Source organism: Mucilaginibacter sp. P5_A6, from assembly GCF_056400585.1.
The window spans coordinates 1-17,573 of record NZ_JBFUKZ010000027.1; the positions used below are offsets into that span (position 1 = coordinate 1).

The following is a 17,573-nucleotide window of genomic DNA, read 5'->3' on the forward strand; positions in this document are numbered from 1 at the left end:
CCTTATAAATCCCGATAAATACGCGTTCGGCCTTAATTTTTACGGAAGAAGCAGGTTAACGCAGCAATTAAAATCTACCGACCTGGGTTTTGGCATAAGTGTGCCTATACAAAAAAAGGTAAATAACGAAACGCGAACTCTGGCCAACCTAAGCTTAAATTACGAAGTTCCGGATGTTGGAAGTCAGTTGAATAAAAATGCAAGATTCTCCGACAAAGGTCTTTTAGGATTAACGGTAGCTATTCCAGTATATATTTTAAATTACATAAAATAAAATGCACGGAATTAACAGAAGCAGGCATCTACATTTAATTGAATCGCTGCTCCTACTTGAAGAATTGTTGCACGAAGAAAAGGAATTGCTCATAAGTGATGCAGCCGGCAACAACATGGAAAATAAGGCAGTAGCCGAAAATTATCAAAACACCAGCCAGGCAGCTGCTGCCTACAGGGCCGAACTGGAGGAGATCTATTCGCTATACCACATGGAACTGGCTTCGCTTGCAGAAACAATTGAAAGATATGATAAGCTTTTTAATCACGTAAAAATTGAATATGTAAGCAAAAAACTTAAAGATTTAAAGAGAAGAAATGATTTGGAAGGTGTAAGGGTTGAACGGTTAAAGGATAATATACATACAGCTTACGGGATATCAAATTAAATGGATTATAATTAGGCGTCATCTTTTCACAGATATCCTTTGTTATTAAAAGCTTACAACCTGTCAATTCGGACTGATCCCAGATCTTTACCATCTGCAAAAACAGGCAACAGGCATTTAAAAGACTGGCGATATGGTTTAACGACGTAGAAGATGCAGGAATTGATGCTTTTAAAACTGTCGCAAGATCTGTAAAAACGCATTATGAATCTATATTAAACTTCTTTGACAACAGGAGCACCAATGCCTCAGCAGAATGATTCAACGCTAAGGTCAAAGCTTTCAGGGCCACTTTAAGAGGGGGAAGAGAGACTACTTTCTTCTTATTCAGACTTGATAAAATATACGCATGACTTTTTTATCCCCCAACTTTTCGGATTGATCCCGAATTGGTGCATAAAATGAGAGTCTAGCACCAAAAGAAAAGCCTGCAATCATATGATTTGCAGGCTTTTAAATAATTTGATATCAAAATCAGCGGAGAGCTAGGGTTCAGAACCATCGCTCTAATATATYAATTATCAGTAATTTACATTTTAAAAGGTTCCTTACTCTACGAATGACGCAAAAAGCAAGTTTACTCTAATTGTTAAGCCAAATGTACAGCATTTTTTATAAATTAAATTGCTTTTTAAGCATTAAATAAATAATGATTATTTTACATATTAGGTTGAAATTGATCTATATATGGGTTTAAAGAAAAAAGTGGTTGTAAAAATACAGCCGGAATTATCGCTTTAAGCTTATAAAAACGTAAGATTTAATTGGCCTTTGAGCTGTCTGTAAAAATTGCCCTGGGGAATATAGTACCAAAGTTGGAATCAGATAAACAGTTTTTCCTGATAATCTTTCTTGCCTTGTATCGCTAAATGCAGAGGCTTAGTTGTTTTTTAAGCGGATCGGCATCGCCATGTGCGGATGTAGGAAAACTGGTGATCTGATTGTTAAAACCTCTTACCCAATCAGCACCGTTTCCTGATGTGTATAGATCTTTTAATAGCGGAATCCGGTTAACCACTATAACTATAAAAGGCGATTATACTAACTTATCATTGCTCTTGGAGTAGCCGGCTGAGTATTCCCGTTTCTCGAACCTTCCTGTTTTTTTCGTAAGATTGATCTTATAAACAATCAGTTCTTTTGTACTTCCTATTTCACTGGCCAGATCGACGATACCATGCGAAGGGTGTACATCTTCTGTTTTAGCGAGATAAGGTTCAATGCTACGTATTAACTTTTGCATGGCCTGCTCGCTTCCTGAAATGTCGGTTATCTCCTCAAATGTGCCCCAGCAAACAACGCTTTGCCATATAAAAAGACTTTCAATTTTATCGACTTCAAAACATACTTCCGGATTTTTTCGCATGTTGTCAATTTTCAGGCCTTTTGCGGAATGGGCATATATATAAGGGTTTTCATAGACAAAATTCACAGGGACGATATAGGTTACTCCATCTGCATGACAGCCAATACGCCCGATCAATTGCGTCTTCAGCAATTCTTCAATCATTTCCTTATTTAATTCTCCTAACATAAGATATCAATTTAAGTATGTTGTCTCAACGAACTAAATCATCGGTTGGGACTCGGCTGGGTAAACCATTAACGGTACGTTCACCCTCCTGGACATCTGCTGTGTATGGCTGCCTTTGAAAATACGGTGCCAAACGCTATGGTTTCTATGTATCATTACCATCATATCTACCTGGCCATGGGCCGTTAACCAATCATGCCCATCATTAATGCTGGTATTCAGAACGTGCCGGTAGTAAATCTGGGGATAATCACGGGTCTTTTTGTGACGGTATGATTAATAGAAGAAAAATGGAACATTTTTCATATTTAAACAGTGATTAAGATCATTTTTTAAATTGATAATCAGCATCTTAAATAAACAAAACAGCAGCAATTTTGTAGTAATCTGTTAGGGGTTAATACCAGAAAATATGAAAGCATTAGTTTATCACGGGCCAGGTCAAAAATCCTGGGAAGAAAAACCCAAGCCTGTTTGACTGATCTACAACTGCGGCTGCTTAGAATAACCAGCATATTCCATTGATGGTTATTCCGTCCGAAATGAAATAATCATCCACGGTCTATAAAGGCTGTAATGATACTAATCGATAAAACAGATGGCGGTAAATAACTTTGATGTACTGGGATTAAGTAACAATGAAGTAATTACGGCCAGGTCAAAATATGGAGCAAATAGCCTATCGTTTAAAAAGGAAAAAGGTTTTGCTGACGCCCTGAGAGGACTTGCAAAAGAACCGATGGTTATCTTACTGCTGGTTACCTCATGTATTTACTTTATTAGCGGGAACCCCGGCGACGGCATTTTTCTGGCTTCAGCAATTGTACTGGTGGCAGGCATTTCTTTATACCAGGACTCCCGAAGCCGCAACGCGCTCGAAAAGCTAAAGGGTTTTTCGCAACCCAAATGCAAAGTGATCAGGAACGGAGACGTTTTAGAAATAAAAAGCAAAGATCTTGTAGTTGGCGACAGCCTGATGGTAGAAGAAGGGACTTCGATAACAGCAGATGCTATTATTGTACATTCCAACGATTTTTCGGTCAACGAAAGCATACTGACTGGCGAATCCTTGGCCGTTTATAAAGATAGCTCTTCAGCGGACAATTTAATTTTTCATGGCACAACGGTAGCAAGCGGCTTGGCCATCGCAACCATAACCGCTATAGGCAATCAAACCCGGATTGGTAAAATTGGCAAAAGCCTGGAATCTATTACAGAAGAAAAAACACCGCTGGAAGTACAGATCAACAATTTCGTAAAGAAAATGGTGATCGCTGGGGTTATCGTGTTCCTGATCGTGTGGGCCATTAACTATCGCCATTCGGCTAATATTCTGGATAGCCTCATTAAAGCACTTACCCTGGCCATGAGCATTTTGCCCGAAGAGATTCCGGTTGCATTTACGACGTTCATGGCCTTGGGTGCCTGGCGGATGATGAAAATGGGTATCGTCGTTAAACAAATGAAAACGGTTGAAACTCTGGGCAGCGCATCGGTGATATGCACCGATAAAACCGGCACCCTAACCGAGAATAAGATGAGCCTGGCGAAAGTGTACACACTATCGGAGAATTGTATTGCAGATGCTACGGGAAAGATCTCAACTGGACCTGTTCAGCGGCTGATAACGCTGGCTATGTGGGCGAGCGAACCGATTCCTTTCGATCCCATGGAAATTGCCCTGCACGATGCCTATTCAAAAACGGGCTTTGCGGATGAGCGCCCTGATTATCAAATGATCCATGAATACCCCCTGGGTGGCAAACCGCCCATGATGACCCATCTGTTTGAAAATGGAACCGGCAAACGCAATATCGCGGCTAAAGGTGCACCGGAAGCACTGATCAGCATCAGCAATTTAAACAGCAGTGAGAAAAAGCAGGTAGCCGGAGCAATTGAGGTACTTGCAGCCGAAGGTTACCGTGTGTTAGCTGTAGGCGAAGCAAATTTCACGGGAAGTAATTTCCCACCGACACAGCAGGAATTTCATTTTGCATTTAAAGGGTTGATCGCCTTTTATGACCCGCCCAAGAAAAATATTAACACAGTGCTTCAAGGCTTCTACAAGGCCGGGATCGCGGTTAAAATTATCACTGGCGACAATGCGGAAACCACCAGCGCTATTGCCAGGCAAATTGATTTCCGTGGGGACGATCAATGCATTAGCGGAGATGCGCTGATGCAATTGTCCGATAAAGAACTCCGGGGTAAGGTGGAAACAGTAAACATTTTTACCCGGATGTTCCCTGATGCAAAGCTGAAGATCATCAATGCCCTAAAAGCCAATAACGAAATAGTGGCCATGACCGGAGATGGGGTAAACGACGGCCCTGCTTTAAAGGCCGCACACATCGGTATTGCCATGGGAAAAAAAGGCACCGAAATTGCAAAGCAAGCCGCTTCACTGATCTTATTGGAAGATGATTTATCTAAAATGGTTGATGCCGTGGCAATGGGCCGGCGCATATACGCCAACCTTAAAAAGGCGATACAATACATTATTTCCATCCACATCCCCATCGTATTGACCGTATTTATCCCGCTGGCTTTGGGTTGGATCTACCCTAACATCTTTTCCCCGGTACATATCATTTTCCTGGAATTAATCATGGGGCCAACTTGTTCTATCATTTATGAGAATGAGCCGATGGAAAAAAATACGATGTTACAAAAACCACGTCCCATCAGTACAACTTTTTTTAACTGGAAAGAATTAATGACCAGTATTATTCAAGGCCTGGTGATCACTATCGGAACGCTGGCCACTTACCAATACGCTGTAAGCAAAGGGGCAGATGAACAGCTTACCCGTACCATGGTATTTACCTGCCTGATTGCGGCTAATATCTTGCTCACGTTGGTCAACCGTTCGTTTTACTATTCGCTGTTTACCACAATCAGGTATAAAAATAACCTGGTGTTGCTGATCATCGGGATTACTATACTTATTTCATCTTCACTGATCTACCTTAAGCCATTGACAGACTTCTTTGGTTTCGAACAGCTAAACTTGTCTGAGCTTCTAATAAGTGCAGGTATTGGCTTTTTGTCTGTGATATGGTTCGAACTTTTTAAATGGCGAAAAGGAATGGCCGCCAGCAGGACTTTTACAAATCATACCTCATCATGAACAGAAGAAAATTCTTAAGCGTAACGGGGGGGGGCGATCGTTATCGCGGGTGCAACCTATTATACCTTCAGCGATAAAAGCAACTTAGTTAGGGCTAATTTGAAGCAGGATACTCCGCTTAAAACCCCATTGACTGTAGATGAAAGGAAGATTTTATATTTAGCTTCCCTGGCCCCAAGCGGCCATAATACACAACCCTGGTTTATCAACCATATTGAACCTTTGCATTGGATCATCTGCAACGATAAGAGTAAATGGTTGCCGGCTGTTGATCCGGCGCAACGGGAAACGATACTATCAATGGGTGCATTTATTCAAAATTTAGAGTATGCCGCCAACAACCTGGGCTATGTGTGTCAGTTTAGTTTAATTGCCAAAACTAATCAGGATGAAAAAGTAATGGAAGTAAAACTGATCAGGTCAGGAAACCCATTTAAGTACAGCACCGAAAGCATCAAACAACGCCGCACTGTAAGATCAAATATACTGGCCGCGGGATTAAAACCGGAAGATACCAGACTACTGGTTGACAATGAACCCGATTTTATTCACTTTATTCCCCGGACGGCTAAAGCATATCATTATCTCAATGAACAAACCATCGAAGCCAATAAGGTTCAGTCCTACCGCAATGCGGCGCAAAAAGAACTGGCTGACTGGATCAGGTTTTCCAGTAAGGATGCTGGAACATACCGGGACGGACTTACCCCCGGCAGTATGGAAATTGAGGGCATTTCCGGCTGGATAGTCCGAAACTTTTATGGAAAACCCAATGTGATGGGTAGAAGCTTCAGAGATCAGAATATTGACCAGGTAGAGAAACAGGTAGCGTCCTCCGCAGGCTGGTTTTTAATTACAAGTAAGGATGTCTCTGTAACCAGCCTCATTGAAACCGGGAGGCGGATGCAACGATTGTTCCTAAAAGTAAGAGATAAAAATATAGCCATACACCCGATGACCCAAATACTGGAAGAACCGGCTATTCATCAAAGCCTTAACGCATCAATCGGCATGAGTGACCCGGTACAGTTTATATTACGAACGGGCTATGTGAAGAATTATCCTGAACCGGTTTCATTAAGGCGGCCGGTAGGCTGGCTGATACGCGCTAAAGAAACGACAGTTCTTTAAAAATCAATAAGATGTTCTCAAAACTAACCAACATAAAAATCACCCACAGTGTTATTTGGGTTTTCTTCAATTTTGTCATCTTTTACATGCTCTATGCAGCAATCGAAAACAAGCTTGACTGGAAGCTTTGGGCCGGTTATGGAATTATACTAATGGAAGGTATCACCTTATTAATTTTCAATAAAATGTGCCCCTTAACCATTATGGCCCACAAATATTCACAATCCACAAAATACAACTTCGATATCTACCTCCCGGAGTGGTTAGCCCGGTACAATAAGCAGGTTTATACCATCATTGTGATAATAATCATAATTCTTACCGTTTACCAGCTTTCCAAAAAATGAAAACAACAAAAGGGCGAAATTATTTAATTTTCTTGTTGGGCTTTCTCGGTTTAGGAGCCCTTGGCGGAGGTGGATTGTTAATTATTTCACCAGGTGGCAATTTAATAGGTATGCCATTATCCATACTGGAAAAGTCACCTTTTCATAGTTTCATAATACCGGGGATCATTTTATTTATACTACTTGGGATAGCGCCTTGTCTATTAACATTCGCCTTAATCAGAAAACCGGCATCCGCATTCGCCGAAAAACTGAACTGCTAATTTATATAAAAAATAAAACTCAAAAATGAAAAAGCTTATGATCATTACGCTCATAGTATCCGGCATTTTGCTAATAACCCTGGTTATTGGGAGGATAAATTTATCAATCAAATTTTACCATCAGGTAAAAGAATTGTTTTCGCAGTCAAAGAATATAGAGGGCAAAACATTTAATTACAGTCAATTAGTTGGCTTACCCGAACCGGTACAGCGCTATTTCAAACTTGTTTTAAAAGAAGGGCAGCCATATATTAGTTATGCAAGAATTACACACGATGGGCAATTTAAAACCGGATTAGATAAAGATTGGATAAACATAAATGGGGAACAATACGCTACTACCGAAAAGCCAGGCTTTATTTGGAAAGGTTCTACAACAATGTTTACAGCCCGTGATATGTATATTAAGGATAAAGGGCGACTTGTTGTTTCGCTGGTCTCCATTTATACTATTGCAGATGGCGCTGGCAAAACATTTGACCAGGGCGAATTACTTCGCTGGCTTGGTGAAAGTGTTTTGTATCCAACAAATTTATTACCAGGCGATAAACTTCAATGGTTTGCAATTGATAGGCGGACAGCTAAACTTACCTTCAACTACCTTGGATTATCGCTCTTTTATATCGTTTCGTTTAATGATGCGGGCGAAATAATCCAACTTGAATCGAAACGTTATATGGACAAGAAAAATTTAGAAACATGGGTTATTAAACTGGCTAACTATAAAGTATTGAATCAAATAATTGTCCCCACAACTTTTGAAGTATTGTGGAGGTTAAAAAAAGGCGATTTTAGTTACGCCAAATTCTTTATAAAAAAGATAGAGTATAATGTGCCTAAAGCTTTTTGAACGCGATTTATGTTCTGTATTTAACTGTAGCGATTCTGGTAAATCCATCAAAGTCAAAGGTTCTGACACTGAGGTGAATTTAGCAGTAAGCCTGGCTGAAAATTTTTATAAGGTACATCAGGATTTCAAGTGTGGCGATTTCTGGCGGCGGGTCGGGCTTAGGTATTGCCTCGCTGCTTAACGGGCAAACCGATATAGGTAACTCTTCCCGTCCCTTGGGATGGCAACCACAACAATGTTCGCTAATTCCTTTTGTGCAAAATTCGTTATGCCCATCAAGGCATACTGTGCTTCAAAACTGATCCATTGGTGGCCCGTCGTATAGTATAATTGTTCAGGATAATTCATGGTTGCGCTATTTATTTATTTAAAAAACGATAGCGTCCGATAAAACTTCGTTCGCCCGTTTTAAAGCCTTTTCAAAAGTGTCTCTGATATTACTTTTCCCTATTTGAAATAACAAACGTGCCATTTTTAACTCATCCATTACCTGTTCACTATTCACTTCGGAAAGGATGAGTTTAGTTCCCTGCTTTTTTATTTCTTTATGAACGTCTCTCAATACCCTGATACCAGTTGCATCAATTACAGGGACATTTCCCATCCGGATGATCAATACTTTTGCGGGTTTCTCTAAAACTTTCATGGCATCCTTAAATTTATAAGCTGCACCAAAAAATAAAGGGCCGTTGATCTCAAAGACATCAACCCCTGCAGGTATTACTTCCATGTTAAGTTCCTGGTCAGGTAATGGATTTGCGGAAAAAATAGCTTGCTGTACAGAACTTGTTTGCATCATTTTACGCATAAACAAGAAGGCTGCCAGGATCATTCCGATTTCAATAGCTACGGTGAGATCCACCAGTACGGTCAGTCCAAAGGTGGTCAGTAAAACGGCTGCGTCACTTTTTGAGCCTTTAAATACATCTATAAAATTTTCCAACTCACTCATGTTCCAGGCGACCACGATCAATATACCTGCGAGTGTTGCCATCGGGATCAGCGCTGCCCATTTGCCTACAAAAAGCATGACCAGGAGCAGGGTGATGGCATGGATAATTCCAGCAATAGGTGTCCGTCCGCCGTTTTTAACATTGGTGGCTGTTCTTGCAATCGCACCGGTTGCCGGGATACCTCCAAAAATGGAAGAGCAGATATTAGCAAATCCCTGAGCGATCAGTTCCGTGTTAGACCGGTGGTTTCCGCCGATCATACCATCTGCGACAACCGCGGACAATAAAGACTCAATACTGCCCAGCAATGCAATGGTAAAGGCTGGCCTGATCAATTGCTGGACGGTAGCCAGGCTGACACCCGGAATTACCGGGCTTGGTAAAGAAGAAGGGATAGCCCCAAAACGGCTGCCAATGGTTTCTACCGGGAGATGAAAGAGCCAAACAGCCCATGTACTTATAACAATAGCGATCAATGAGCCCGGGATCTTATGGGTTATTTTGGGCCACAACAAAACTAACAGCAAGGTAAAAATCCCGATGAACAGGGCATATAGATTTACAGAAGACAGGTGCCGGCCATAATCCAGCCACTTGCTGATAAAATCCGCAGGAACGCTTCCCATTTTCAAACCTAAAAAGTCTTTGACCTCGGAGGAGAAAATGATGACAGCGATCCCGGTGGTAAAACCGATGATCAGGGGATAGGGAATATATTTGATGGTATTACCCAATTTAAATACGCCCATAATGATCAGTAGTATCCCGGCTATAAAAGTGGCGATAACTAAACCGCCGACACCGAACTGCTGGACGATTCCATAAACGATGACGATAAAGGCACCGGTAGGTCCACCGATCTGTACCCGGCTACCCCCCAAAGCGGATATGACGAGCCCGGCAATAATAGCGGTAAAAATTCCTTTTTCAGGGGATACACCGGAGGCTATTGCAAAGGCTATTGCTAAAGGTAGGGCAACGATACCTACAATTACACCGGCAACGGCATCTTTATAAAATTGTACCAGGGTGTAATTTTTTAGGGTATCGATCAGCTTTGGTCTGAACAAATTTATCATGCTGCTCGTTATTGAAACCATTTATATTTATTCCCGTCAACTGGCGTATCTGTGTCCAGTTCGGGGTGATAATGTACCTTTGGTGACAACCAGTAAAGCAATATCACACGGGAGTACCGGAAATTCAGCGGTGAAAGGACGAATAAGCCACCCAGGATCGTGGCAATATATAGCCAGGGTGAATCGTTATTTCGGGTGATCAGGAAAGTGGCAACCCATAAAAATCCTCCCACTGCCACATTCATAGCGTAGCCCACATACATCGCCGCATAGAAATAGCCCGGTTCAATCTCAAAAAACATCTGACAATGCGGGCAATTTAGGTTGATCCTGTTGGAGCCCAGGCTGTATGTAGCCTCCTCAAACATATTTCCTCTGCGGCAGCGCGGGCATTTGGCGTGCAGCATAGCCCATGATTTTGATGTTTTTGCCATTATTTATTTTTTCAATGCTGTGCTTCTTTTATAACACGATTACTTAAAATGTTGGTCCGGGAACTCATTCTTTGATCCACATTTTCAGAAACCTGCTATAGGAATTGCTGACCAGTTTATAACTTGGAGGGACCTGCTTATCCGGGCCGTGAAAAGTCACCAGCCTTGTTTCCGCTGGCTTTTTATCCAGCATTTCATAAACAAACCGGCTATAATGATCATAAAGCTCAAATGAGGTTTTTACCGCATAATCGATCCGGCTATCGGGTTCGATATTTTCATAAAAAGGGTTATAAAAATAAAAGTGATCGTAATCATCAAAATCCAGTTCGGTCAGGTTACCATGAATGAAATTTACGTTGGGTAAATCAATTTCCTCCCTGGCTATTTCTGCGAAAGTAAATAGTTCGCTCCGCTGTTCAATACCGTAAAATGTTGTTTCCGGATGGAAAAAACCGGCCACCAGGCAGAACTTTCCGACACCGCTCCCGATGTCCAATACTTTGGCGTTTGGAATTGCCAGGAACTCACCCGCTTTTTTAGCGATGTCAACAGAGGTCCAGTGCATAGGTGATAATGCCTGGATATGCTCGGGGTAGATATCGTCAAACACATAGTCTTTGCGAAAAAGGGACGGACTTAAAGTATCATGGAGCATACTACTGTCTTTATTATCGGTTTCAAAACTCCTGAAAGGAGCGGTCAAAAATTTGAACACATTCATTTGGATTATTCTTTGATCCACATTTTTAGCAAAGTATCGTAGGAAACATCTGCCAGCTTATAATCCGGGGGGATCTCCTGTTCTAAACTGTGGAAGGTGACCAGGCGCGTCCCGGAAGGTTTCGCGCTTAGCGCGGCATAAAGGTATTGGGTATAGTAATCATACAAACTTTCCGATAGTTCTATCGTATCGTCAATTCGGCAAAGCGGATCAATATTCTCGAAGAATGCATTATAAAAATAGAAGTGATCAAACTCTCTAAAATTAATCTGGGTAACATTACCGTAAATAAAATTTACGTTGGGCAAATTTGCATACCTTTTGATATTTTCTGCCAAATGATGCAATTCATGTCTTTGCTCAACCCCGTAAAAAAAAGTTTCGGGGTAATGATAACCCGCAGTCAAGCAGAATTTACCAATGCCGCTACCAATATCAAGTACCCTGGTGTTTGGTAAAGACAGGAATTCTGCGGCTTTTCGGGCAATAGACAACGGAGTGAAATGTTTGAGCGATAGTAATTGAACATGTTTTGGGCATAGCCAATCAAATTCCGTGTCGTCGCTGAATAAGAGTTTATTGACCAGATTGTTTTCCGACGGTGCGGTTATTCCCTGCTTGATTTGATCCCCATAAGCAGATGGTAAGCGCGAAAACCGATAATCTTTCATCTTATGCAAATCTATGGTTATAGCAGCGGCAACGTTATGGTAAGACATCAGTATGCAGGCTGATATTTATCAGTTTTTGCCAATAGACATGAGCTTTATATCTTCCAGGCGAGTTGCGCTTTTTGCACATGCAGCGTGCGGTAGCTAATAAAATAGGTGTCAATAAATTCGTATCTTTATAACATGAGCCTATCTGGAATTTTTCCAATTGACAAATGGGAATTCACAACGCAGTCTGTTCTTAATACTCTCTCAGAAGAAGATTACCATTTTTTGATCTCCCGGCAGGGAGCACAGAAATATCAAAAAGGGGAAATTATTTTCAAGGAAGGTGTTGTGCCTTCCGGTATTTATTTTATCCACCAGGGGAAAATAAAAAAGTATAAAGTTGACAGGAGTGGCAGGGAGCAGATCATATACGTAGCCAACAAAGGCGAGCTGATCGGGTACCATGCAGTCTTAGCGGAAGAACGTTGCCCTGACTCTGCCGCCACATTGGAGGAGAGTTTAATCAGTTTTATTCCTAAAGAAGATTTTTTAACTATTCTTGATAAGGCGCCGCTTTTTGCCCGGCGCTTATTAAAAACATTGAGCCATGAGTTTACCGTGTTGGCCAATGGCATTTCCGTGATTTCGCAAAGAACCGCCACGGAACGACTTGCCATTGCGCTGATCGTATTGAGGGAAAAATTTAAAGATGAAGGGGCTACTGAAAATGAAATCATTCTGAATATCTCCAGGATGGATCTGGCCAGTCTGGCCGGGATCGCCCAGGAAAATGTGATCCGCCTGTTAAAGGAATTTAAAGAAGAAGGTATTTTGGAGACGGATGGCCGGAAAATATGGATCAAGGATATTAAGCGGCTCGTTAAAAAGTCAAACTACGGGCAATGAACTTTCTTACTGGGAAAATAAATAAAAGAACGTATTGTCAAACAGTCTTCGAAAAAACAGGTTGCCTTGGTTCAGTAAAAAAGCTGCCTATTCCATGGATGACAGCTTTTTGTATGGTTTCTGTATCCTTTAGCTACATTGGAAACGTCACGACCAGAGATTTGATGATTTACGGCCTGGATCTGTTTTTGCGAGAAAACGACCCGAAAAGGAGGCGGAGCGGATAGGGGAGTATGAATGTATTACCCCAAATAAAAAATCCGTTTATATGTTTGTAATTTTATAGGCAATCCTGCCAGGGTTGCGATTATAACCAGCCAATCGAAATCATCGTGCAAAAAAAAGTTAAATTAGCGTTTTAAGTAACCATGCTCAATAATTTTTTCGCTAAGCTATCAAAAGGGATAACACTGACAGACGCTGATAAAGCAATTTTCAGGCAGCATGTTATTGTAAAGAAGTTAAGAAAACACCAGTATTTTTTGCAGGAAGGAGAAATTTGCAAATCGGTCGCTTTTGTGAGTAAGGGCATCCTCCGTTCATATTTAGTAGATGAAAAAAACAACGAACGAATTATCCAATTTGCGCCGGAGGGATGGTTTATTTCCGATATATCCAGTTTTATAACTGAAGATAAATCTATTATGAATATTGATGCATTAGAAGATACTGAATTGATATTGATGAGCAAAACTGCACACGTCTATCTGGAGACCGCTGTTCCCGAATTTTTTAAATTTAATTATGCTCAGTATCGCGGCGCATATATTTCGCTGCAAAAAAGGTTAATAGATATGTTTACGCTATCAACCGAAGAAAAATACACCAAACTGCTAAGTATTTATCCGGATATTATGCAGCGCGTCCCGCAACATATGATTGCTTCCTATCTCGGGTTAACCCCTGAAACGCTAAGCCGTGTGAGAAAGAAACTTTCTGTTAAAAAGACTGAAGAATAATCATTGATCCATTGACCGAAATCAATATAATTTCTTGATTCATATCAAGATATTGGAACGAAATCCGGTTTATTTTTACTCCGAAGCTTCCTATCGTCAAATTAAGCATTCGAATGCAATTTGGCAGCCCCGAAGTTTTCATTTAACTAAATTCAAACCAATTATTAAACATGAAGAAATTATTATTATTTGCGGTTATTCTGCTTTTACAAAACTCATTATTTGCCCAAACAACTACGTGGAAAAATGATAAAATGCATTCCAAACTTAAGTTTTCCGTTGTCCATCATTTGCTTTCAGACGTAGATGGTTTGTTTAAAAATTTTGAAGTAACTATAACCGCTGCGAAGTCCGATTTCAGCGATGCCGTTTTTGAACTTTCAGCAGATGCGTCTTCTATAAACACAGAAGTGGAAATGCGTGATAATGATTTAAAAAGCTCTAGCTTTTTTGATGTGGCGACTTATCCAAAAATCACTTTCAAAAGCACATCAATAAAGCCGGACGGGCAAAACAAGTATAAGCTTACCGGCAACCTCACCATGCATGGTGTTACAAAACCTGTAACGATGGACCTTTGGTACCGCGGCACAAAGGAGAACCCAAACAGCAAAAAAAATGATGCCGGTTTTAAATTACGGGGTACATTAAAGCGTTCAGACTTTAATATTGGGACAAACACGCCAACGGTACTTGTAAGCGACGAGGTAGAAATTGAAGCCGACGGCGAGTTCGCCAAAGCCAATTGACAACTCCGATTACGCAACTTTCTTCAGCATTGAACAATTGTTGCATACCAATTATTCAAGCCAACCTGTCGTTCGTCTTAAATTATAATATGATGAAAAAAAACATCATTGTCCTTGCAATTGTTTTAACTACCCTTATCGCCGACCAGGCTTTTGCACAGTTACCAGTAATCCGGCTTGCAAATCAAAAATCTTTGTTACAAAGCAAAGACCCTAAGCTTGCGGCCAATAAAAAGCTTGTATACGATTGCTGGCGCGAAATGCTGGAAGCAGGTCATATTGATCTGGCAGATAAATATCTTGCCGAAAACTACATGCAGCATAATCCGAATGTTCCCACCGGAAGAAAAGGATTTGTTGAATTATTTTCAAAGTTTGCGAAACCTACGCCAATTGTGGATACCATAAAAGCCCCTGTGGTTGCAATTGTTGCGGAAGGAGATCTGGTCGTGATAAGCTTTGCCGCAAAATTACCCGACCCTGCGGACAGCACAAAAACCTACACCACAACCTGGTGTGACATGTTTCGGATTGAAAACGGAAAACTTGCAGAACATTGGGATGGGGCGCAAAAAGCAAAGAATTAATACAGAAGGTTCAAACGGTTAAAATCGGGGACATTCAGATAGCGAAATTACCGGCTGACGAATCCGGGTAATTGAAATAAAGAAAATATTTATATCAGTTCATCATTTGAAATGATATGGACATTTGTCCAAAACCATTTAATACAACGTTATGTATATATCAAGCAGAAGAAAATTCTTAGGGCAGCTGTCGGTTATTACCGCTGCTATCACCCTCCCCAAATTTGCCAATTCTTCAGTTATTGCTGAAGACGATTTTGTGATGGCTGAAGCCTCTGAGGGCAAACTTAGGGGTATCAGAAAGGGCGGAGTTTGTTTATTCAAAGGTGTTCCTTACGCCGGAAGGCTCTCGGGTGACAGGCGTTTTAAAAGACCGGCAAAACTGGAGCCATGGACAGGTGTACGTGACGCTTTACAACTTGGTGCCCCCTGTATCCAACCACAATTTCAAACTCGTGGTATAAACGAACCCAAGCCAGATGAAGATTGCTTGTTTTTAAATGTTTGGACGCCAGCTAATGATAATAAAAAACGCCCAGTGATGTTTTACAATCATGGAGGAGGGTTTTCTAACGGCTCAGGCGGCGCCCTTGATCAGGATGGTTCAAACCTTGCCCGCTTTTTTGATGTGGTCGTAGTTGAGACAAATCACAGATTAGGATTAATGGGCTTTCTCTATTTGGAGCATATTGCAGGCCCGGAATATGCCGGTTCGGGTAATAATGGCCTTCTTGATATTGTCGACGGCTTAAAATGGGTGAAAAAAAATATTGGAGCTTTTGGAGGTGACCCGGATAATGTGATGATCTGGGGCGAATCAGGCGGAGGCGCAAAAACAAGCTGTTTATATGCTATGCCGGCGGCTGCACCCTATTTTAATAAGGCCTCTATTGAAAGCGGCCCCGGCCTTAGAATGTTGCCCAAAGAAGCCGCGATCGAAATGACAAAATTGGTATTCAGGGAACTGAATATCGATATGAAGGACTGGGAAAAAATACTTGATGTTCCCGTAAAGGATTTAATTGACGTACAAAATAAAGTTCCCAGCCTGATGGCTGACAGCGATTATATCCACCAACACGGTGTTGTAGGGTTCGTTCCTAATAATTTCGCGCCGGTAGTAGACGGGGTTGCACTACCCCACGACCCCTTTGATCCCTTTGCGCCGAAAATTTCAAAGGACAAGCCGCTCATGACGGGTTGGAATGAAGATGAATGGGCGTTTTTTGCAATGTATTCACATGATACCGGCGCGCTGAAAAACGACTTTACATTTGAGGCATTACAAACAAAAATCCAACCGGAGTTCGGCGCTGATGCGCAAAAAATAATTGGGACCTATAGGCAAACAAGGCCTAACGCATCCGCCAGCGATATCTGGATGGCTGTTAAATCAATTAATATGATGGGACTTGGCACCATTGCTATCGCAGAAAGGAAAGCTGAACAACATGGCGCCCCTGTATATCTGTATAATTTTGGTTATAAATCTGAGGCAAAGGTCCCTGACACTGATTATCCTTTCGGTACGCCCCATGCCATGGATATCACGTTCAAATTCAATAACGAAGTGCCGGGCGCACCGGCTGGGTTTTTAAGCGGGAACAAGCCTGAGCGCTTTGTTGCATCGCACCATATGGCGGAACTATGGACTACTTTTGCAAGAACAGGTAAGCCAGCCGCAAAAGATGTTCCTGAGTGGCCGGCTTACAATTTGGCAGACCGGCCCACCATGCGCATAGATGCTAAATGTGAAGTAATTAATGACAGGTACAAGGAAGAACTGGCGATGTGGCGGTCGATAGGCCGAATAGGTTATCACTCGCTTAATTCAAGGTAACCGGTACTCATGCTAAAGCGACGATTGCCATAATGAGCGTGATTTTTTCAAATATTTAACGTGTAACAGGTGAGCAGTTAAATTATTTATCTTAATAATATGCCGCACGTTCTGATGCCGGATAGGAATGGCAGGCATTTATCTTGATTCAGTTGAACGCGAGCAGCGGTTTGATCTTAACGGATACCATATCCAAGCCTCCCGTTTCCACACACGGAGATAATTTTGCCCAATAACATACCAGTTGGTATGTTATTGTTTATCTTTGTCGCGAAGCCAATTGTGCTCGACAACAGCCTATGTATTCAACCCTATTAGCACTTCATTCTTTGGTACGCTGGTTTGTGCTGTCAAGCCTGCTTTTTTCACTTTTCCTGGCTTACCATGGTTGGTTCTTCAAAAGAAAATTCTCCGGCATTGATAATGCCGCAAGGCATTGGACCGCCACTATAGCGCATATCCAGCTCATTTTCGGCCTTTGGCTTTATTTTATCAGCCCCATCATTGACTATTTTCTGCATAACTATAAAGACGCCGTTCATCAAAGACAGATCCGTTTTTTCGGTATGGAACACAGCCTGATGATGATAACGGCAATTATTGTAATCACTATCGGTTCGGCAAAAGCCAAACGCAGGCAAACCGATAAGGAACGGTTTAAGACAATGGCAATTTGGTTTACCATTGGCCTTATAATCATACTGGCAAATGTTCCCTGGCCATTCTCACCATTGACGAGCCGGCCTTATTTCAGATCTTTTTAAAT

The 17,573-nt window shown here is 41.5% G+C and carries 20 protein-coding genes; 14 read left to right on the forward strand and 6 right to left on the reverse strand.

Translation table 11 applies throughout. The features are described from left to right. From AC1DO4_RS23375 to AC1DO4_RS23385, 3 genes are all read left to right on the forward strand, one after another. On the forward strand, positions 1–274 hold a 274-nt coding region (locus AC1DO4_RS23375), incomplete at its 5' end, for a hypothetical protein (RefSeq protein ID WP_477419980.1). 1 nt (position 275) lies between these two features. Further along, positions 276–662, forward strand: coding sequence for a hypothetical protein (locus AC1DO4_RS23380; RefSeq protein ID WP_477419981.1), 387 nt, complete (start codon positions 276–278; stop codon positions 660–662). A 92-nt stretch (positions 663–754) separates the two neighbouring features. After that, complete coding sequence (locus AC1DO4_RS23385) at positions 755–922, forward strand: transposase (RefSeq protein ID WP_477420080.1); 168 nt, start codon at positions 755–757, stop codon at positions 920–922. Positions 923–1,698: 776 nt separating this feature from the next. On the opposite strand, the gene AC1DO4_RS23390 is transcribed toward AC1DO4_RS23385, so the two are convergent. Next, a complete protein-coding gene (locus AC1DO4_RS23390) occupies positions 1,699–2,196 on the reverse strand; it encodes a pyridoxamine 5'-phosphate oxidase family protein (RefSeq protein ID WP_477419982.1) in 498 nt (165 codons plus the stop codon). Between the two features lie 598 nt (positions 2,197–2,794). Here AC1DO4_RS23390 and AC1DO4_RS23395 point away from each other — a divergent pair. The 5 genes from AC1DO4_RS23395 (at position 2,795) to AC1DO4_RS23415 (ending at position 7,917) form a co-directional block, all read left to right on the forward strand. After that, the gene (locus AC1DO4_RS23395) at positions 2,795–5,326 is read left to right on the forward strand and encodes a cation-translocating P-type ATPase (RefSeq protein ID WP_477419983.1); all 2,532 of its coding nucleotides are present in this window, start codon (positions 2,795–2,797) and stop codon (positions 5,324–5,326) included. Between the two features lie 99 nt (positions 5,327–5,425). Then, on the forward strand, positions 5,426–6,457 hold the full coding sequence (locus tag AC1DO4_RS23400; RefSeq protein WP_477419984.1) for an Acg family FMN-binding oxidoreductase: 1,032 nt from the start codon (positions 5,426–5,428) through the stop codon (positions 6,455–6,457). Positions 6,458–6,468: 11 nt separating this feature from the next. Continuing rightward, a complete protein-coding gene (locus AC1DO4_RS23405) occupies positions 6,469–6,804 on the forward strand; it encodes a hypothetical protein (RefSeq protein WP_477419985.1) in 336 nt (111 codons plus the stop codon). Further along, positions 6,801–7,067 carry a hypothetical protein gene (locus AC1DO4_RS23410; RefSeq protein WP_477419986.1) on the forward strand — a complete coding sequence of 89 codons (267 nt, stop codon included), beginning with the start codon at positions 6,801–6,803 and terminating at the stop codon, positions 7,065–7,067. Before AC1DO4_RS23405 ends, AC1DO4_RS23410 begins: the two co-directional genes overlap by 4 nt. Before the next feature lie 25 nt (positions 7,068–7,092). Beyond that, positions 7,093–7,917: a DUF6544 family protein gene (locus tag AC1DO4_RS23415; RefSeq protein WP_477419987.1), complete on the forward strand. Its 825-nt coding sequence runs from the start codon at positions 7,093–7,095 to the stop codon at positions 7,915–7,917. Between the two features lie 177 nt (positions 7,918–8,094). On the opposite strand, the gene AC1DO4_RS23420 is transcribed toward AC1DO4_RS23415, so the two are convergent. The 5 genes from AC1DO4_RS23420 to AC1DO4_RS23440 all read right to left on the reverse strand — a co-directional run bounded on the left by AC1DO4_RS23420 (position 8,095) and on the right by AC1DO4_RS23440 (position 11,826). After that, positions 8,095–8,265 (reverse strand): biotin/lipoyl attachment domain-containing protein, encoded by a 171-nt coding sequence (locus AC1DO4_RS23420; protein WP_477419988.1) that lies wholly within the window; start codon positions 8,263–8,265, stop codon positions 8,095–8,097. 19 nt (positions 8,266–8,284) lie between these two features. Next, entirely contained in the window at positions 8,285–9,949 is a 1,665-nt protein-coding gene (locus AC1DO4_RS23425) for a SulP family inorganic anion transporter (RefSeq protein WP_477419989.1), read from the reverse strand. 8 nt (positions 9,950–9,957) lie between these two features. Further along, positions 9,958–10,383: a DUF983 domain-containing protein gene (locus AC1DO4_RS23430; protein WP_477419990.1), complete on the reverse strand. Its 426-nt coding sequence runs from the start codon at positions 10,381–10,383 to the stop codon at positions 9,958–9,960. 64 nt (positions 10,384–10,447) lie between these two features. Further along, entirely contained in the window at positions 10,448–11,107 is a 660-nt protein-coding gene (locus AC1DO4_RS23435; RefSeq protein ID WP_477419991.1) for a methyltransferase domain-containing protein, read from the reverse strand. A gap of 5 nt (positions 11,108–11,112) precedes the next feature. Then, complete coding sequence (locus AC1DO4_RS23440) at positions 11,113–11,826, reverse strand: class I SAM-dependent methyltransferase (RefSeq protein ID WP_477419992.1); 714 nt, start codon at positions 11,824–11,826, stop codon at positions 11,113–11,115. 135 nt (positions 11,827–11,961) lie between these two features. Here AC1DO4_RS23440 and AC1DO4_RS23445 point away from each other — a divergent pair, with 135 nt between their 5' ends. The 6 genes from AC1DO4_RS23445 (at position 11,962) to AC1DO4_RS23470 (ending at position 17,571) form a co-directional block, all read left to right on the forward strand. Beyond that, positions 11,962–12,672: a Crp/Fnr family transcriptional regulator gene (locus AC1DO4_RS23445; RefSeq protein WP_477419993.1), complete on the forward strand. Its 711-nt coding sequence runs from the start codon at positions 11,962–11,964 to the stop codon at positions 12,670–12,672. Positions 12,673–13,040: 368 nt separating this feature from the next. Next, complete coding sequence (locus tag AC1DO4_RS23450; RefSeq protein WP_477419994.1) at positions 13,041–13,631, forward strand: Crp/Fnr family transcriptional regulator; 591 nt, start codon at positions 13,041–13,043, stop codon at positions 13,629–13,631. Between the two features lie 170 nt (positions 13,632–13,801). Beyond that, positions 13,802–14,380 (forward strand): YceI family protein, encoded by a 579-nt coding sequence (locus AC1DO4_RS23455; protein ID WP_477419995.1) that lies wholly within the window; start codon positions 13,802–13,804, stop codon positions 14,378–14,380. An 89-nt stretch (positions 14,381–14,469) separates the two neighbouring features. Then, a complete protein-coding gene (locus AC1DO4_RS23460) occupies positions 14,470–14,967 on the forward strand; it encodes a nuclear transport factor 2 family protein (protein ID WP_477419996.1) in 498 nt (165 codons plus the stop codon). A gap of 151 nt (positions 14,968–15,118) precedes the next feature. After that, positions 15,119–16,807, forward strand: a complete 1,689-nt coding sequence (locus tag AC1DO4_RS23465) for a carboxylesterase/lipase family protein (RefSeq protein ID WP_477419997.1) — start codon at positions 15,119–15,121, stop codon at positions 16,805–16,807. Positions 16,808–17,106: 299 nt separating this feature from the next. Continuing rightward, entirely contained in the window at positions 17,107–17,571 is a 465-nt protein-coding gene (locus AC1DO4_RS23470) for a hypothetical protein (RefSeq protein WP_477419998.1), read from the forward strand. Positions 17,572–17,573 lie beyond the last annotated feature (2 nt).

What these genes read in the sequence shown, in the direction of transcription:
- AC1DO4_RS23380 (WP_477419981.1), top strand. Translation starts at nt 276, where the DNA reads ATGCACGGAATTAACAGAAGCAGGCATCTACATTTAATTGAATCGCTG.
- AC1DO4_RS23390 (WP_477419982.1), bottom strand. Translation starts at nt 2,196, where the DNA reads ATGTTAGGAGAATTAAATAAGGAAATGATTGAAGAATTGCTGAAGACG.
- AC1DO4_RS23395 (WP_477419983.1), top strand. Translation starts at nt 2,795, where the DNA reads ATGGCGGTAAATAACTTTGATGTACTGGGATTAAGTAACAATGAAGTA.
- AC1DO4_RS23405 (WP_477419985.1), top strand. Translation starts at nt 6,469, where the DNA reads ATGTTCTCAAAACTAACCAACATAAAAATCACCCACAGTGTTATTTGG.
- AC1DO4_RS23410 (WP_477419986.1), top strand. Translation starts at nt 6,801, where the DNA reads ATGAAAACAACAAAAGGGCGAAATTATTTAATTTTCTTGTTGGGCTTT.
- AC1DO4_RS23415 (WP_477419987.1), top strand. Translation starts at nt 7,093, where the DNA reads ATGAAAAAGCTTATGATCATTACGCTCATAGTATCCGGCATTTTGCTA.
- AC1DO4_RS23420 (WP_477419988.1), bottom strand. Translation starts at nt 8,265, where the DNA reads ATGAATTATCCTGAACAATTATACTATACGACGGGCCACCAATGGATC.
- AC1DO4_RS23425 (WP_477419989.1), bottom strand. Translation starts at nt 9,949, where the DNA reads ATGATAAATTTGTTCAGACCAAAGCTGATCGATACCCTAAAAAATTAC.
- AC1DO4_RS23430 (WP_477419990.1), bottom strand. Translation starts at nt 10,383, where the DNA reads ATGGCAAAAACATCAAAATCATGGGCTATGCTGCACGCCAAATGCCCG.
- AC1DO4_RS23435 (WP_477419991.1), bottom strand. Translation starts at nt 11,107, where the DNA reads ATGAATGTGTTCAAATTTTTGACCGCTCCTTTCAGGAGTTTTGAAACC.
- AC1DO4_RS23440 (WP_477419992.1), bottom strand. Translation starts at nt 11,826, where the DNA reads ATGTCTTACCATAACGTTGCCGCTGCTATAACCATAGATTTGCATAAG.
- AC1DO4_RS23445 (WP_477419993.1), top strand. Translation starts at nt 11,962, where the DNA reads ATGAGCCTATCTGGAATTTTTCCAATTGACAAATGGGAATTCACAACG.
- AC1DO4_RS23450 (WP_477419994.1), top strand. Translation starts at nt 13,041, where the DNA reads ATGCTCAATAATTTTTTCGCTAAGCTATCAAAAGGGATAACACTGACA.
- AC1DO4_RS23455 (WP_477419995.1), top strand. Translation starts at nt 13,802, where the DNA reads ATGAAGAAATTATTATTATTTGCGGTTATTCTGCTTTTACAAAACTCA.
- AC1DO4_RS23460 (WP_477419996.1), top strand. Translation starts at nt 14,470, where the DNA reads ATGATGAAAAAAAACATCATTGTCCTTGCAATTGTTTTAACTACCCTT.
- AC1DO4_RS23465 (WP_477419997.1), top strand. Translation starts at nt 15,119, where the DNA reads ATGTATATATCAAGCAGAAGAAAATTCTTAGGGCAGCTGTCGGTTATT.
- AC1DO4_RS23470 (WP_477419998.1), top strand. Translation starts at nt 17,107, where the DNA reads ATGTATTCAACCCTATTAGCACTTCATTCTTTGGTACGCTGGTTTGTG.